Origin of the sequence: Sedimenticola thiotaurini, from assembly GCF_001007875.1 — a bacterium.
GTDB classification, from domain to species: Bacteria; Pseudomonadota; Gammaproteobacteria; order Chromatiales; family Chromatiaceae; genus Sedimenticola; species Sedimenticola thiotaurini.
The window spans coordinates 129776-146926 of record NZ_CP011412.1 but is presented as its reverse complement, the minus strand read 5'-3'; the positions used below and the strand labels follow the sequence as shown (position 1 = coordinate 146926).

Sequence of the window (17151 nt, the reverse complement as noted above, 5' to 3'; positions counted from 1 at the left end):
GGTCATTTTCCTGCCAGCCGTGATGGCTACTCCTGCGGTGCTTTGTTCACACTTAAGTCGTCATCCCAGTCGGCAGGGTCAGACGGGAAATCTTGCAGCGGCCCCAGTGGCCGTTCATCCCGTTCGAACAACTGATCGCTCTGCATATACATGGCAAGCAGGCGGGCCACCGCCAGGGCCGACTTTTCATGGGTTCGTTCATGGCCGTGGGAGGCATCCAGGGCGAAACAGATCAGCCCGGTACGGATGTCATTACCCGCCTCCACCGCGGCCGCCGAATCGCTGCGGTAGTAACGAAAAACATCCCGGCTGTGCTCGATACCGCAGGTCTGGCAGAGTGAGATCAATCGCCGGGTCAGGTACCAGTCGAATGGACCACTGGAGTCCTGCATGGCGATGGTAACACCGTACTCGGAGGTGTTCTGTCCCGGCGCGATGGTACCGTTGTCCACCGCCAGCAGCTCGGCCACATCCCCATGCAGGATGTGGGAGGCTCCGACACCGGTCTCTTCTGAGATAGTGAACAGCAGGTGGCAATCCATCGGCAGGGGTACACCGGCATCACAGATCGCCTTGGCCGCCGCCAGCACCGCCGCCACCCCCACTTTGTCATCAAGAAAACGGGATACCCAGAAGCCGTTGCTGAGAAACTCGGGATTGGGATCGATGGAGATCATATCCCCAGGATGGATGCCCAGCTGTTCCAGATCACTGTGACTGTGTACCACCTCGTCCAGACGCAGTTCCAGGTTCTGCCAGCTCGCCTCCTGGGTATCCACTTGCTTGCCAAATACATGGCCGGATGCCTTCAGCGGCAACAGGGTACCCCGGTACTGTATCCCCTTGTCGATATACAGGGTTACCCGGGCACCTTCGGCGGAGCGAGCCGGCCAGGTCCCCACCGACACCACCTCCAGGCGGCCATTCGACTTGAGGTTTTTCACCATCGCACCCAAAGTATCCAGGTGGGCCGCGATAGCCCGGTCCGGTGAGTGAACCTTACCGGTCAGATTGGCCCTGATAGCGCCGCGACGGGTCAGTTCATACTCTACCCCGATCGCCTCCAGCTTCTGACACACCAGCTGCACCACGGTATCCGTCATGCCAGTGGGACTGGGTACCTGGAGAAGTTCCAGCAGGGTTTCCCGCAGATAGGTGCGGTCGATATCAAGCACTCTCATGGTGTTACCTGTTAGCAAGGGCTGTTTGTGGAAACAGCATGTCCAAAAGTTTTTCTGCCGTGGGCTGGGGCTCGTGATTGGCCAGACCGGGACGCTCATTGGCTTCAATGATGACATATTCCGGTAGGGTCACATCCGGCACGATGAAATCAAAACCCACCAACGGCATATCCAGCACCTGGGCGCCACGAATGGCCGCCTCCACCAGCACCGGATGCAAGCGATCCGTCACATCCTGCAATGTGCCGCCGGTGTGCAGGTTGGCGGTCTTACGCACTTTCAGGCGCTCGCCCCGGGGCAGCACCTGGTCCATGGCGAAACCGGCATCACTGACGCAGCGTTCGGTCTCCTCATCCAGGGGAATCACGCTCTCGCCCTGGGTGGCTGCGGCCCGTCGGCGGCTCTGTTTGCGGATCAGTTCGATCACCCGATGCTCTCCGTCACCCACGACGGATGCAGGACGTCGCACCGCCGCGGCCACGACTTGATCGTTGATCACGATAATCCGCACATCATCACCCGGCATAAAACGTTCACCCACCACCCGGTCACAAATGCCGGCGGCCAGTGCATAGGCCGAGACCACCTCGGCAGGTTCAGTGAGATCGACACAGACCCCGGCCCCCTGCTCCCCACGGGCCGGTTTAATCACGATGCGTTGATGGCGTTGCAGGAAATCAATCGCCTGCTGTTCATCCTCCAACAGCTCCTGTTCCGGTACCTGAAGTCCGGCCCGGGCGAGAAAACGGCGGGTCACCGCTTTGTCGTCACAACGGCTCATGGCAACGGCACTGGTAAGGTCAGTCAGCGACTCCCGGCAGCTGACTGTCCTGCCCCCCAGGCTGAGATCAAAGAAACCACCGGCGGCATCCACAATCTCCACCGCGACACCACGACGATACGCCTCATCGACAATGATCTGCGCATAGACGTTCAGCTTCTCATCGTTTTTGGGTCCGATGTAGAGCTGTTCATTGATCGCGTTCTTGGTCTTGATGCAGTAGACCGGCACCTGGAAAAAACCGAGCTTTTCATACAGCTGGATCGCCTGTTCATTGTCATGCATGACCGACAGGTCCATAAATGAGCGACCGGCAGACTTGAAAGCGTTGGCCAGGGCGATGACCAGCGCCTCACCGACACCGGAGTGCTCACACTGGGGGTCCACCGCCAGTGCCCAGAGACTGGAGCCGTTATCCGGGTCTTCAAAAGCCCGGAAGTGATCCACGCCGGTGACACAACCCACCACCCGGCCGGTCTGCCGCTCCACCGCCAATAGAATCCGCAACTCATGGTGTTCCTGCTGGTAGGTGAAAAAGCCGTCCCGCATCGGCACCATGGAGCGCGCCTTGTAGATCCGGTTGATCTGCTCAATATCCCGGGCATCCGCCAGCGGCCGGATCGTTATTCCATCGGCGAGTATCTCCGTCAACTCGGCCTGTTCCAGGTTCAGACGATAAGTCAGGGAGGGATCGATAAACAGTTCCTGGGGAGCCTGGGACACCACAACCTGGGGGTCCCGGCTGTACAGCGCCACATCCCGCCGTCCCATGCCTTCATCACGCAGCTTGTCTGCGAGCTGCCGACTGGAGCGATAGGTCTGGCCGAAAATCAGCCGGCCCCAGCCACAATCCACCGCTGCCTGCTTGTCCAATTCGTCGGCGATGGAACTTGGCGGAGCGCCCCAATGTTTCAGGGATCCCATCTGCTCGATATTCAAATTACTCTGCATCCTTTTGTCTGATTTGCTCATCACTCAATGCCTTAGAGATGATGGGTCTGCAACCACAACTCCAGCAAAGCCACCTGCCATAGTTTGGATCCCCGTAGCGGGGTGATGTGATCCTTCGGGTTGTCCAGCAGCATTTTCAGGTAGTCCCGCTTGAACAGACCCCGGTTAACAGCCCGGCTGTCATTGAGCGCATCCCGTACAAATTCCAGGTAGGGTCCTTCGATATATTTCAGCGCCGGCACCGGAAAATAGCCTTTGGGCCGGTCGATCACCTGGTGCGGAATCACCTGACGGGCCGCCTCTTTCAGCACCCACTTGCCATCACCCCGCACTTTAAGATCGGCCGGCACCCGGCCGGCCAGTTCCACCAGTTCGTGATCCAGAAACGGAACCCGCGCCTCCAGGCCCCAGGCCATGGTCATGTTATCCACCCGCTTCACCGGGTCATCCACCAACATGACCGTGGTGTCCAGTTGCAACGCCCGGTCCACCGGGCTGCCGCCATCTTCATCGGCGAAGCGCTGTTCCACAAAGGCGCTGGCAAAGTCGGAATCCACATAGTCCGCTTGAATTGCGGCGCTGTACTCGTTGAAATCACGATCCATGAACAGGCGCCGATAGTCGGCCGCACCGTCGCTGCTCTCCAACAGCGGCGGATACCAGTGATAACCTCCAAACACCTCATCGGCACCCTGTCCCGACTGCACCACCTTGAGATGTTTGGAAACCTCCTGGGAGAGCAGGTAGAAGCCGATATTGTCATAGCTGACCATGGGCTCCGACATGGCGGCAAAGGTCTCGGGCAGGGTCTCCAGCAGACGACTCGAGGGAACCATGATCTTGTGGTGGTCGGTCTGGAAGTGTTCAGCCACCAGGTCGGAATAGTGGAACTCATCGCCCTTCTCACCACCCGCCTCTTCAAATCCGACCGAGAAGGTGCTCAGGCCACTCTGGCCCTGCTCCGCCAGCAGACCCACGATCAGGCTGGAGTCGAGCCCACCGGACAGCAGTACTCCGACCGGCACATCCGCCACCATGCGCCGGCGTACCGAGCGCCGCAGTGAGTCCAGGACCCGCTCCTGCCACTCGGCAGCAGTCACGTCTCGATCCTCTTCCCGACTGCCCACCTTGAGACGCCAGTAAGTTTCACTGCGGTGGGAGCCGTCCCGTTCGTAGAGATGAATGGTTGCCGGCGGCAACTTACGCACCCCCTTCAACAGGGTGAATGGAGGCGGTACCACGGCATGGAAACTCATGTAGTGGTTGAGTGCAACCGGATCGATAGCGGTATCGATATCGCCCGCTTCCAGCAAGGCCGGCAGGGTCGAGGCAAAAGCGATACGGTCATTGTCCGCAGCAATATAGCAGGGCTTGATACCCAGACGATCCCGGGCCAGCACCAGGCGCCCCGAGTCGCGCTCGTGAATAGCGAAGGCAAACATGCCGTTGAACCGCTTCACACACTCCAGACCCCAGGCGTGGTAAGCCTTCAACACCACCTCGGTATCACCGTTGGAAAAGAAGCGGTAGCCCTGCTCCTGCAGCTCCCTGCGCAGCTCCTGGTAGTTATAGATACAACCGTTAAAAACCAGATCCAGCCCCAACTCGGCATCCACCATGGGCTGCTGGGCATGTTCTGACAGATCAATTACTTTCAGGCGTCGATGGCCCAGGGCCAATCCATTACGAACCACAATTCCTTCACCGTCGGGACCCCGGGGGGCCAGTTTCCGGGTCATTCGCTCGACCCTTCCGACATTCGACTCACCCATCCCGGGCGCATAGATCCCGGCAAAACCACACATATATCGACTCCTGATCGCTTTATTACGGCGTTTTCAACGAAAACACCCGGTTCGGCCAATCCCGGCGAACCTTTTCATGGTAATTCTAACCAACTATTATTACACTTCTAATATTTAGAGTTCAAATTATTTCACTCGTCATTGGTTGAGTTTATGAAATCTGGCTATAATCCCCCCTCCTTCAATATGAACCTGACCCAGCAAATGGCCGAAAATCAGTACTGGCACGAAGTACTTGTCTCACTGCGCCGAATCATTCGCGCAACCGACCTGCAATCGAAACGCATGGTGAAGAGCTGCGGACTGACTATTCCGCAGGTGATGGTGATGCGCGCCATTGACGCGCTGGGGGATGTCACGGTGAAGCGGATATCGGATGATGTGTCGTTAAGCCAGGCCACCGTCACCACGATTCTCAACCGTCTTGAAGATAAAAAACTGGCGGAGCGGGTGCGTAGCAGCGTGGACAAACGGGTGGTCAATGCACGCCTCACGGAAGCCGGCGCCCAGGTACTGCTCACCACCCCGCCCCTGCTGCACGAAAAGTTCATTGAACGGTTCGAAGCGCTGGAAGACTGGGAAAAGACCCAGATTCTCTCAGCCCTGCAGCGCGTTGCCACCATGATGGACGCCGAAGCCATCGACGCGGCACCGATGCTGGATATCGCCTCGCCCAATCCCTGAACAGCCTGCAACTAAAGTTCGGCGATTACTGATCCTGCTCATCGTACACGACCGTGTAGCGATTTATCGCCTGCCGGAGTTGCAGTTCATCCACCGGTTTGGCCAGAAAATCGTCCATGCCCACCTCGGCACACGATTGACGAACCGTGGATGAAATGTTGGCAGTCAGGGCGATGATCGGCAAACGCTGCCCACCCCGCTCCTGCTCACGTATCGCCCGGGTAAAGGCCAGGCCATCCATTTTCGGCATGCGCAGGTCGATAAAAGCTATATCGAAAGTCCTGGCTTGTACCAGCTGCAGCGCCTCTTCACCATTTCTCGCCCAACTCACCTTGCAGCCGATATTCTCCAGCAGAGTACTCAACACTTTCGCATTGATGGTATTGTCCTCGGCCATTAAAACCTTGACCGCAGATGTCGACTGGAGCGGAGAAGGCGATGCCGGCTTAAGCTCAGGAGGCCCGCCGCGCCGCAAAAGCGACTCGATATGGCCCAACAATTCGGATGTCAGAAACGGCTTGATCAAAAAATCGCTGGCCGGGTGGCTATCCCGCAACTTTCGCTCCATGTAGCCCAGGTAGATAATCGGAAGCTCATCCCCCAGATGGTCCCGCAAAATCCGGCCGATCCGGTATACATCCTGACCATCCGGTGAATCTGCGATGATGGCAAAATCGAGCTTGCCACCGGTCTCGATCTGCTGAACCAGGACCGGGAGCTCGCTGATCCTGGATGCGGTATAGCAGTGAATACCCCGCATAGTGCATGAGCGTCGGATAACCTCTCTTGAGGTGTGGTTCATTTCATAAACCAAGCCATTGAACCCCTCAAAGTCGTGCGGCTGGTGCAACAGCCGGTTAGGAATCTGTCCGGTCAGGGGCAGCCGTATCCTGATAGTGGTGCCCTTTCCCAGAGAACTCTCAACGCTCAACTCCCCCCCCATCAGCTGGGTCAGGCGCTGGGTGATTGTGGCGCCAAGACCCAACCCCCCCTGATCACGGGTAGTGGAAGCATCCGCCTGCCAGAAACAGTCGAAGAGTCTCTCCTGGGTCTGCCGGGACATGCCGATACCGGTATCTCTGACCGAGATCAGCAGCACCTCGTCGCCCTCCCCTATCTGCTTGTCCTTAGCCGGTTCCAGCCATGCGGATAGCAGGATTTCCCCCACCTCTGTGAACTTCAGGCTGTTGGAAAGGAGATTGCTGAGTATCTGGCGCAGGCGCAGATCATCGTAATAGAGCTTTTCCGGAATACGTTCATCGACACTGCAGATCAGCTCCAGCCCCTTGTCCAGGGCCTGGTGCGACAGGGTCAGGCTGACATCCCTGAACAGTCCCCGGATATTGAACAAGCGCGGCTTTAACTCAAAACCATCCGCATCCATTTTGGAAAGGTCGATCACCTCACTGATCAGGGAGTCCAGCACATTGGCCGAGGAGGTGATGGAGTCCACATACTCCCTCTGCTCGGCATTCAGCGCTGTTCCCCGGAGCAGTTGCGACATGCCCATAATGCCACTCAGCGGCGTACGCAGTTCATGGGTCATACTGGAGAGGAAGATACCTTTGGCCTTGTCGGACTGCTCCGCTTCCACCCGTGCACTGTGCAGCCGCCGTAACAATACATACTGATACAGAGGCAGCATGATCAGCAGCAACAGGAAAAAGATAACTTCAAAAGTATATTTCTCCCACTGTCCCAAGGTGGTCAGCACCACGGTATAGGCGATGATACTGAGCAGGGAGGCCGCCTTCAGGTAAGCACTGCCGTAGCGGGTACCGTAGGAGATGAATATCCAGATATAGAGCAGATAGAACGGACTCACCACCTCCTTGGTCAGGTAGATACAGAGGCTGGTGGCGGAAATATCCAGCAACAGAGAGAGATAGCGTCGCGTGGCGGAGACGGGACGAAAAAACACACTGGCAAGCAGACTGAGAAACAGCACCAGGTAGCCGCCAAACAGCAGTGTATAGCCGCTGATGTCGACGGAGTAGTAGTCTGTCAACGCACCCAAACCGATGTAGACAAGCGCAAAAATCCAGATGGACAACCGCACCAGGGCCGACTGGAATTCCGGGTTTTTCCTCAGGTGCGGGGGTAACAGGTTGAACATCCTTGGCCTCGTTTGTCTCTTATGGATCTCACACTATCAAGCCATAGTACTTTATGTCTTGATTAATTCCGAACCAGGAATTGACGGGATGCGACACAGCTCCCACACCAGCCCGGCAGCACGGTTTGTGTCGGTGTCATGGCCAGGTCATGTTAAAATCCGCGCCATGAACCAGACTATCCGACGCCAGATCTTTGAGCGGTTGCGGGAGCAGAACCCGCACCCCACCACCGAACTGAACTACAGCACCCCTTTCGAGCTGCTGATTGCAGTGATTCTCTCCGCCCAGGCCACTGACAAAGGGGTCAACAAGGCAACTGCGAAACTCTATCCGGTGGCCAACACCCCGGAGGCGATAGTGGCTCTGGGTGAAGAGGGGCTGAAGTCCTATATCAAGACTATCGGCCTGTTCAACAGCAAAGCGGCCAATATAATCAAAACCTGCCAGCAACTGATTGAACTGCACGACAGCCAGGTACCCCAGGACAGGGCCGCACTGGAGGCACTGCCCGGGGTGGGCAGGAAGACCGCCAACGTGGTGCTGAACACTGTATTCCGGCAACCCACCATGGCGGTGGATACCCATATCTTCCGGGTAGCCAACCGGACCCGGATCGCGCCGGGAAAAAATGTATTGGAAGTTGAGAAAAAACTGCTCAGGTTTATACCGAAAGAGTTTCTGCTGGATGCCCACCACTGGCTGATTCTGCATGGGCGCTATACCTGTCTGGCTCGCAGCCCCCGCTGCGGATCCTGTATCATCGAGGATCTGTGCGAATATCGTGGCAAGAATCTGGACTGAGGATTCCGGGATTATGTTTGGAAATGATCGAACCCAGATGCGCCGCTACTTTACCGAGGCGTGGCGCAAAGCGTCAGCCGGCGAGGAACTGATCCCGCTGGAGCGGATGATTGCCGACGTCATTCAGCAACACCCGGAGTACCACGCCATGCTGGAAACTGAGGAGAGTGTGCTGGACAAGGACTTCCTGCCCGACCTGGGCGAAACCAACCCGTTCCTGCATATGAGTATGCATATCAGCCTGCAGGAGCAGATCAGCACGGATCGGCCGAACGGCATCCGCCCACTTTATCAGCAACTGGTGATGCGGGCGGGCGACAGCCACGAAGCCGAACACAGGATGATGGAGTGCCTGGGCCAGATGCTCTGGGAAGCGCAGCGACAGAACAGGATGCCGGATGAACAGGCCTATCTGAGCTGTATCCGGAAACTGGCGGGGAGATAGGTTGGCCGCTCGGCCGTTTACTGTTGCCCTTGGGCCGCCCGTGCCTGGCGTATCTGGGCACCCTGCCGCTGAATCACGTGTTGAATCAGCACATCCCGGTCCCGTTCCCGGATGTGCGCAAAGGTGGCGCGCAGGTTATACCTCTGCGGGTCGCTTTGATCACCGGTGGGATCACAGCCAATCACTTCCGCAAAGCAGAGTATGCCCGCATAGGAAGGGGTCAGGAGTAGCTTCAGCTCCAGGATGGTGCCTGGCTGTATCGCCTCCTCCACCTGAAATGAGATGCCCGTACCACTGAGGTTGACCGACTGGGCGGGCTGGCCCAGTAACTCCGTGGTGTGGGCCATCAGTACCCGGCCCAGTATTTCGATCTTCTTATCCAGGGACTTCAGGTAGCTCGCCACCTCCGGCTGACGCCTGTCAATCTTGTTCAGCGTCCCGGCCATCTCCTGGCTGACCGCCGCCAGGCTGCTGACCACCGTGAAATCACTGTCCACCCCCGTTTCCAGGGACTCGACTGACCCGGCCAGCTGATCGGCCGGGATCTGTCGATAGCTGAGACTGAGACTGTCATCGATTCGGAAAAACTGCCTGCGCTCATTCTGGTCGGTGTTCAACAATCCCTACTCCATTTATCCAGAAAACGTCATCTTATTGTCTGTTCTGTGCCGGCTGAAGCACCTCTCCACCTTAACCTTGAGGCAGCCCCAGATCCAGCAGATGTCCATTGTCCAGGTCTGAACCGCGCTGAATAATCAGCTCGACCCGTCGATTGATCGCACGATTCTCCACCGAATCGTTGGGCACCAGGGGTTGGGAATCGGCGTGTCCCTCCACCGCTATGCGCTTGGGATCCACTTCCGGATCATCCAGCAGTGCGTGCACCACTGTCACCGCCCGGGCCGAAGAGAGCTCCCAGTTGGAGCGGAAACGGCTGTTGGAGATGGGTACATCATCGGTGTGCCCGGCCACCACCACCTTGCCGGGGGTGCGCGCCACCGCCTCGCTGATACGCACCATCACTCCATAGAAATCATCATTCAACTCGGCGCTGCCGGAGGGGAAGGAGCCCTTTTCGTTAATGCGGATAATGATCTTGGTCTGTTCGGTCTCGACGCTGACCAGGTTCTCCTCGATCTCCAGCCTGAGCGCCTGCCGGATCTCCTCGGCCTGCTGCTCTACCTCCATCAGCACCTTCTCCCTGGCCGCCTCAACCACCGCATCGGCCACCGCATCCGGTACGTCCAGATTCTGTTTCTGGATATCGGTGGTCTGTTGCCGCACTTCATCAATCAGCGATGGCTCGGGAATGGTGGAGGGGCTGAACTCCTGCTTGATCACACTGGTACCCATGACGATCTCCGGCGCCGGTATCTCCCGCTGCACGCCGAAGGCGTCTCTCATCGACTCCGCCATCTTCTTGAAACGTATCGCATCGATCTCGGCGAAGGAGAGCAACAGCACAAAAAAGCACATCAGCAGAGACATCAGATCGGCAAAAGTGGCCAACCAGGGGGCGGGACCTTTTTCGCATTTTGGGCAATCGTCCGCCATATGGGTTACTCAATCTCGTCCTGGGGCCGCTTGTTGGAGGGCAGATAGGTGGAGAGCAGCTGTTCCAGAACCCGCGGATTCATGCCCTCCTGAATACCCGCAATGGTCTCTATAATCAGGGATTTGTTAATCCTCTCCAGGGCGCTGGCCCGGGCCAGTTTCTCGGCCAGTGGTTGGGCAAATGCATTGGCGATAACCGCTCCGTACAGGGTGGTCAACAGTGCCACCGCCATGGCCGGACCGATACTGGCCGGATCAGACATATTGGCCAGCATCTGCACCAGACCGATCAGAGTACCGATCATCCCCATGGCCGGTGCCATGGTAGCCATGTTCTTGAACATGGCCTGTCCCACTTCGTGGCGGCCTATGGTGAGGTCGATATCCTTGCTCAGCAGACGATTCACCAGCACAGGATCATGTCCATCCACGCAGAGAGCGATTCCCTGTTTCAGAAATGTATTACTGATCTCCTGCCCTTCCAGCGCCAGCAGGCCGTTCTTGCGCGCCACATCGGCCAGCCTGACCGCCTCTTCAATCAGTGCGGCAGCATCATCGGTCTTGTAAAAGAAGGCCTTCATGCCGATGGTGAAAGAACTGAGAAAATCCTTCAGGGAGACCTGCATCAGAGTCACCATGAAGGTGCCTCCCACCACAATCAGAATAGACGGCACATTCACAAACAACATGATATCGCCGCCGGTGGCGATCGCCCCGATAATGATACCGAAGCCGCCCAGCAATCCAACCAGTGTAGCTATATCCACAAACACTCCCTCGTCATGCTACTGACAAAACTCACCCTAAAACAGAGATACGCTATCCTGTAGCGGACGGCGTACGCGAAACTTTAGATCGGAAAAACAGCATCGATTCAGCAGATTCCGTGCAATTCTTCCATATTGTCAGTGCCACTGAAATACCCGCCGACCATATTACTCTAGCGCGGAAAACCGGCCGAAACCGAATCATAGAGGGCGCCACACCGGGGCCACCGGGCCAGTCCGGCGAATGGAAATTTGCCAAATCATCCTGATCATGTTTATTTGCCCTCCTCTCCAGGCTGATTCACCGGAACAGTGATCGGATCAGCCGGACTCACGGGTAGCCATCCCGACAACGGACAAGGAGGAGTGAAGTGCACGAGCCAGCCAGCAGACCTGTGCTGATTACCGGCTGTTCCAGCGGCATCGGCCTGTGTGTGGCCAAGGGCCTGCATCAGCGGGGTTATCGTGTCATCGCCACTGCCAGGAAAAGCGAGGACGTGGAACGGCTGCGCAAGAGTGGCCTGGAATCCGTGGTGTTGGATCTGGCCGATTCCGCCAGTATTCAGCAGGCAGTCACGGCGATACTGGACATGACTGGAGAACGAATCTACGCCCTGTTCAACAACGGTGCCTATGGTCAGCCTGGCGCGGTGGAGGATCTGTCCCGGGAAGCGCTGCGTGCCCAGTTTGAAACCAACCTGTTCGGCTGGCATGAGCTCACCTGCCAGATTATCCCGGTGATGCGCCGACAGGGCGAGGGGCGGATAATCCAGAACAGTTCAGTGTTGGGCTTTATTGCCCTGCCGTATCGTGGTGCCTATAACGCCAGCAAATTTGCCCTGGAGGGCTTGAGCGACACTTTGCGACTGGAATTGAGAGGAAGCGGCATCCAGGTCAGTCTGATCGAGCCGGGACCGATTGAGAGTCGTTTCCGGGCTAACGCCTATGCCATGTGGCAACGCTATGTTGATCCAACCCAGAGCCCCCACCAGGACGCCTACCGTGCCATGCAGGAGCGGCTGAAGCGGGACGGCCCGGCCGCCCCGTTTACCCTGCCACCGGAAGCGGTATTGAAACGGGTCATCCACGCACTGGAGAGTCCCCGGCCCCGGGTGCGCTACCCGGTGACCTTCCCCACCTACCTGTTCGCCGGGTTAAAGCGGATCCTGCCTGACCGGTTGCTGGATCAGCTACTGCGACGGGTCTGAAGCAGCGCCGGTGGAGCTTCACTGCTGGGCAAAATAGTCAGCCAGGAACTGCCCGAATGAGACATCATCAGCCAGCTCCATGTCACGCTGCCTGGCCAGGGAAGCTTCCGCCTCCTCCAGGAACATCCGATAACGCCCGGCGTCCGGCACGAAATCGCTGAAATAGTCCCGTTGCTGCAGAGACTTACGCTTGGCAAACTGGAAAAAGCCTTCGCCCTGATCACGCATCTCCTGCAGCATCCGGGCAGACGGGGTATTTTCCGGATTGTCCACACACTCCTGCTGCTGTTTCAGTGTCCTGCTGTAGGGTTTTCTCTCATCCCACCTGTCCAGCAGTTCACACACCGGTTCCATGGCCTGCAGCAGATCCCGCGCCCAGTCCAGCAGGCGGACTTCCCGGCCCAGGCGCGACAGGGAGAGTGCGGGATCCCGGCCGCGATGGGCAGCTCCGCCGATATTCTGGTCGATCTCCTTGCGCTCCTGCACATTGATCGGCGGACTCTCCAGCAACAGGCAGTAGACCATGAAGGCGCGCAGGAAACAGAGCTGCTCTTCGCTGACACCCAGGGGATGGAAAGCATTCACATCCAGCGAGCGTAATTCAATATAGCGCACGCCCCGCCGGCGCAGGGCCAGGGTCGGCTTCTCCAGCCCCTCCAGCACCTGCTTGGGACGCACGGTACTGTAATATTCGTTTTCGATCTGCAGGATATTGGCATTCAGTTGTTCGTAGTGACCATCCACCTCCACGCCGATCTTCTCCCACAACGGGCTGGGCGTCTCGATGGCATGGGTAAGACTGCGGATATAACCTTCCAGGCTGTTGTAGTTGGCCTTGATGCCAACCCCTTTCTCCTTGCTGTTGGTGTATCCAATATCTCCCATGCGCAGCGAGGTGGCGTAGGGTTCGTAGTAGGTATGGGGATCAAACTCCAGCAACTCGGTGGGCTTGTTGCCCAGAAAGGATTTACACACTGCCGGAGAAGCACCAAACAGATAGGGAATCAGCCAACCGAAACGCTGCAGATTACGGGTCAGCTCCAGATAGGCGCTATCGACAAAGTCCCGGGGTTTGACCCGGCTCTGACGCAGATCCTGATAGAGTGGCCAGAACGCTTCATCGAATGAAAAGTTGAAATGCACCCCGGCAATGACCTGCATGGTCCGGCCGTAGCGATGCCCCAACCCCCGGCGGTAGACATTTTTCATAATCCCGGGATTGGAGGTGCCGTAGTAGGCCAGTGGGATATTGTCCCCACCATCCAGCACACAGGGCATACTGGTGGCCCAGAGATACTCATTTTCCAGGTGGTCATAGACGAACTTCTGGGTATCCCCGAGAAACGCCAATGCCTCATCAACCCGGGTACAGGGCGGCGTGATCAGTTCGGCCAGCGCCTCGGAGTAGTCGGTGGTGATGTAGGGGTGCGTCAGGGCCGAGCCGAGTGCCGCTGGATGGGGTCGCTGGGAGATGCTGCCATCCTCGGAGACTCGCAAACACTCTTTTTCGAGTCCCACCGCACCCCCGGTGGAGAGGAGGCGTCCCATATCGTCCGACAACTGCCGGACACGGTTTTCAACTGATTGATACAATCGTATTGTCCCAGGTCTTGTCTGTTCTGGTTGTTACCCCACAGGCACCGAAAAGTGGCCCTCCTGGCCGGTTCGTATTATAACCGGTGAAGCAACCTGCTGTCCGATGCATGGTCGAGCTCCGCCAGACCGTTACCACAGGACACTCCCCGCATGGGGAAACCGCTCTCTTTTTGCAATTAGCTTCAGGTTGGGCAAAGATGTTCGATTTTCAATAGTCGGGATAAACTAACTTCGATGAAGTACCTTATTGTTCCTGCCCTGCTCCTGATCGCTGCCACCCTGCAGGCCGGTCAGTCATCACTGCACCCCACGCCCCGGAAAGTCGCTTTCGAGAGCCCGCCCCGTACCGACCATGGTGAATGGCGCGGCCTGGATGAAAAGAAACTCGATCTGCGCTCAGCGTCGGCCCTGATCGTCGACAGCAATGGTAATAAAATCTATAGCAAACAGAGTGATACACCGCGACCTATCGGCTCCATAACCAAGCTGATGACAGTCATGGTGATACTGGATGCGGGATTACCCCTGGATGAAAAGATTCGTATCACCAAGCAGGACCGGGACCTGATCAAGCTGACGGGATCCAGACTCCAGTATGGCGCAAAACTGACCCGGCGCCAGTTGATCGATCTGGCCCTGATGGCATCTGAGAACCGGGCGGCGGCCGCACTGGGGCGCACCTACCCAGGTGGAATGGAGGCCTTCGTTCAGGCAATGAATGAGAAAGCCCGGCAACTGGGCATGGCAGACAGCCAATTCACCGACCCGGCGGGGCTGGATGCCGGCAATGTGGCCTCACCCAACGACCTGGCTAACATGGTCCTGGCCGCCAGTCGCTATCCGGAGATCGTACAGGCCACCACCCGGCTCAAAATGGATGTGCGTCCCTATGCCAAGCGGGGCCCCCTGACCTACGGAAACACCAACCGCCTGCTCAAGAATCGCTCCTGGGAGATCCTGCTCAGCAAGACCGGTTATATCAATGAGGCGGGCCGCTGCCTGGTGATGCAGGCCCGGGTAAAAGGCCGCAAACTCACTTTCGTGCTGCTCAACTCATTCGGTAAGCTGACCCCGTTCGGCGACGCGAACAGGGTCAGAAAATGGATTGAGCGAAGTTTGGGGGGATAGGGCCTGTCTGGTCAATTGACCATCGCGGCCCGGGCGTTCCCACCGATGTAGTCAGCCAGAATGTGGGCCGCCTCGTTGAGCATGATCCTGGACACCGGATCGTCCTCATCATCAATCGGTTCCGCATGGCTGTCCTCAGCCGCATCCTCCGGCTCCGGATCACGTCCGATCGCCATCAGGAAACGATTTTTCTCCGCTTTTCGACGCTCTTCCCGCTGATTCCACTCGATCTCCCGATCCCGTTCCAGCAACGACACCGTATCCTGGGCCTTCACCTCCTTACGCATCGCCTCCAACTGGGAGAGATAGATGAATCCCGGATCATCCTTGATCCGCAGCTGATGCATCCGGCGATAGGGCTCCAGGGAACCCAATCCCTCGACCTGATAGTTCACGGGCTTGATTTTCGCCCAGGGGAGCGAATTATCCAGACTGCGCTCCCCCAGATCATCGGACTGCACAGCGGAGGGGTATTCGATGTCCGGCACCACTCCCTTGAACTGGGTACTGCCGCCATTGACACGGAAAAACTGTGCCATGGTGAGGCGCAGACGCCCCAGATTCTTCTCGCCGTAGCGTACAAAGCGTCCCAGATCCACCAGGGTCTGTACGGTTCCCTTACCGAAGGTGGGCTCACCGATAATGATGCCCCGGCGATAGTCCTGGATGGCGCCGGCGAAAATCTCCGATGCGGAGGCGCTGTGACGGTCAACCAGCACCGCCAGGGGGCCGGTGTAGACCTGCTCCGGATCGGGATCAGTCTCCACATCCAGATCCCCGGAGGCATTTTTCACCTGCACCACCGGCCCGGACGGGATAAACAGGCCGGTCAGTTCAGTCGCCTCCACCAGGGAGCCACCACCGTTTTCACGCAGATCGATGACAATGCCATCGACCCCCTCCTGCTCCAGTTCCCGGATCAGCTTACGTACATCCCGGGTGGTGCTGGTGAAATCCTTGTCGCCCTTGGAGTAGCCTTGAAAATCCCGGTAGAAGGCAGGGATATCGATCACACCGATACGGATATTACCCATGTTACCGAGACCATCAATGACGAACTTCTTGGCCGCCTGGTCCTCCAGCCGGATCTGATTGCGCACCAGGGTCACTGTCTTGGAACGACCGGCGGAGCCCTCCTCTTCCGGTAACAGCTGTAACCGCACAGTGGTCCCCTTGGCGCCACGGATCAGCTCCACCACGTCCTGCAGGCGCCAGCCGATCACATCTTCCATATCGCCATCAACGCCCTGGGCAACACCGATGATCCGGTCACCCGGATTGACCTGTCCGCTCAGGGCTGCCGGACCACCCACCACGGTGCGCTGAACCACCGTATACTCATTTTCATTTTTAAGCACCGCGCCGATACCTTCCAGCGACAGCCGCATGCTGATATCGAAATTCTCCGACACCCGGGGCGACATGTAGGAGGTGTGGGGCTCCAGGCTCAGCGTGTAGGAGTTGATGAAGACTTGGAAGATATCATCCGAGTCCATCTGGTGAGTGCGGCGCTGAATACCCTGATAACGCTTGCGAAGGGTGCTCCTGATCTCATCCAGGGGTTTGTCCTTGAGCTTCAGGCTGAGAATATCGCTCTTCACCTTCTTGCGCCAAAGCTCATCCATCTCCGCCTGATCAGCTGCCCAGGGGGAGTTTTCCCGGTCAAACTGGTAACTTTCATCGATGGTGAAATCGTAGTCCCGCTCCAGCAGCTGGAGTGCATGCTTTACCCGCTCGTCAATCCGCTGCCGGTAGACCCGGAAAACACTGAATGCGGAATTGAGGCGCGCCTCCTTCAAATCATCATCCAGGCGATCGCTGATCACATTGAAGCGGTCGATATCATCCTGCAGGAAGAAACTTTTATTCGGATCCAGTGTATCCAGATACCGGTTCAGAATGGCCCGGGACATCTCATCATCCAGACTGTGCTTCTTGTAGTGATACTCATCGATCACTTTGAGGATGATCAGGGTGGACTGGCGCTGAGCGCGTGTGGGCTGCAGTTCATCGACAGGGACTTCCTTGACACTGGCCCAGGCAAGCGTCACACCCTGGAACAGCAGTAATGACCAAAGCAGCAGATATCTGAATTTCATAGACTTGGTTCGCATCCTAAATAATCACCCAGAT

At 57.5% G+C, this 17151-nt stretch carries 14 protein-coding genes; 5 read left to right on the top strand and 9 right to left on the bottom strand.

Annotated elements, in window-relative coordinates; genetic code table 11:
- Positions 1–26 precede the first annotated feature (26 nt).
- From AAY24_RS00685 to AAY24_RS00675, 3 genes are read right to left on the bottom strand one after another with little or no spacing between them, the layout of a single operon-like run.
- Positions 27–1181: an osmoprotectant NAGGN system M42 family peptidase gene (locus AAY24_RS00685; protein WP_046858042.1), complete on the bottom strand. Its 1155-nt coding sequence runs from the start codon at positions 1179–1181 to the stop codon at positions 27–29.
- A gap of 4 nt (positions 1182–1185) precedes the next feature.
- Positions 1186–2934, bottom strand: coding sequence for an N-acetylglutaminylglutamine synthetase (gene ngg, locus AAY24_RS00680; protein ID WP_046858041.1), 1749 nt, complete (start codon positions 2932–2934; stop codon positions 1186–1188).
- Between the two features lie 11 nt (positions 2935–2945).
- Positions 2946–4718, bottom strand: a complete 1773-nt coding sequence (locus AAY24_RS00675; RefSeq protein WP_046858040.1) for an N-acetylglutaminylglutamine amidotransferase — start codon at positions 4716–4718, stop codon at positions 2946–2948.
- Positions 4719–4871: 153 nt separating this feature from the next.
- Between AAY24_RS00675 and AAY24_RS00670 the strand changes: the two genes are divergently transcribed.
- Complete coding sequence (locus tag AAY24_RS00670) at positions 4872–5402, top strand: MarR family winged helix-turn-helix transcriptional regulator (RefSeq protein WP_335337199.1); 531 nt, start codon at positions 4872–4874, stop codon at positions 5400–5402.
- A 25-nt stretch (positions 5403–5427) separates the two neighbouring features.
- Here the strand turns inward: AAY24_RS00670 and AAY24_RS00665 are convergent, their stop codons facing one another.
- Positions 5428–7518 (bottom strand): response regulator, encoded by a 2091-nt coding sequence (locus AAY24_RS00665; protein ID WP_046858039.1) that lies wholly within the window; start codon positions 7516–7518, stop codon positions 5428–5430.
- Between the two features lie 166 nt (positions 7519–7684).
- Here AAY24_RS00665 and nth point away from each other — a divergent pair, with 166 nt between their 5' ends.
- Together nth and AAY24_RS00655 are read left to right on the top strand one after the other, a co-directional pair.
- Positions 7685–8320, top strand: a complete 636-nt coding sequence (nth, locus tag AAY24_RS00660) for an endonuclease III (protein WP_046860890.1) — start codon at positions 7685–7687, stop codon at positions 8318–8320.
- A gap of 13 nt (positions 8321–8333) precedes the next feature.
- On the top strand, positions 8334–8765 hold the full coding sequence (locus AAY24_RS00655; RefSeq protein WP_046858038.1) for a DUF1841 family protein: 432 nt from the start codon (positions 8334–8336) through the stop codon (positions 8763–8765).
- 17 nt (positions 8766–8782) lie between these two features.
- Here the strand turns inward: AAY24_RS00655 and AAY24_RS00650 are convergent, their stop codons facing one another.
- From AAY24_RS00650 to pomA, 3 genes are all read right to left on the bottom strand, one after another.
- On the bottom strand, positions 8783–9385 hold the full coding sequence (locus AAY24_RS00650) for a PilZ domain-containing protein (RefSeq protein WP_199930437.1): 603 nt from the start codon (positions 9383–9385) through the stop codon (positions 8783–8785).
- 70 nt (positions 9386–9455) lie between these two features.
- Complete coding sequence (locus AAY24_RS00645) at positions 9456–10319, bottom strand: flagellar motor protein MotB (protein ID WP_046858036.1); 864 nt, start codon at positions 10317–10319, stop codon at positions 9456–9458.
- Between the two features lie 5 nt (positions 10320–10324).
- The gene (gene pomA, locus AAY24_RS00640) at positions 10325–11086 is read right to left on the bottom strand and encodes a flagellar motor protein PomA (protein ID WP_046860889.1); all 762 of its coding nucleotides are present in this window, start codon (positions 11084–11086) and stop codon (positions 10325–10327) included.
- Positions 11087–11457: 371 nt separating this feature from the next.
- Here pomA and AAY24_RS00635 point away from each other — a divergent pair, with 371 nt between their 5' ends.
- Positions 11458–12294: an SDR family oxidoreductase gene (locus tag AAY24_RS00635; protein ID WP_046858035.1), complete on the top strand. Its 837-nt coding sequence runs from the start codon at positions 11458–11460 to the stop codon at positions 12292–12294.
- Between the two features lie 18 nt (positions 12295–12312).
- On the opposite strand, the gene gshA is transcribed toward AAY24_RS00635, so the two are convergent.
- Positions 12313–13842: a glutamate--cysteine ligase gene (gene gshA, locus AAY24_RS00630; protein WP_046860888.1), complete on the bottom strand. Its 1530-nt coding sequence runs from the start codon at positions 13840–13842 to the stop codon at positions 12313–12315.
- A 282-nt stretch (positions 13843–14124) separates the two neighbouring features.
- Between gshA and AAY24_RS00625 the strand changes: the two genes are divergently transcribed.
- Positions 14125–15018: a serine hydrolase gene (locus tag AAY24_RS00625; RefSeq protein WP_063370436.1), complete on the top strand. Its 894-nt coding sequence runs from the start codon at positions 14125–14127 to the stop codon at positions 15016–15018.
- Between the two features lie 11 nt (positions 15019–15029).
- On the opposite strand, the gene AAY24_RS00620 is transcribed toward AAY24_RS00625, so the two are convergent.
- On the bottom strand, positions 15030–17117 hold the full coding sequence (locus AAY24_RS00620; RefSeq protein ID WP_234422218.1) for a carboxy terminal-processing peptidase: 2088 nt from the start codon (positions 17115–17117) through the stop codon (positions 15030–15032).
- Positions 17118–17151: the final 34 nt, after the last annotated feature.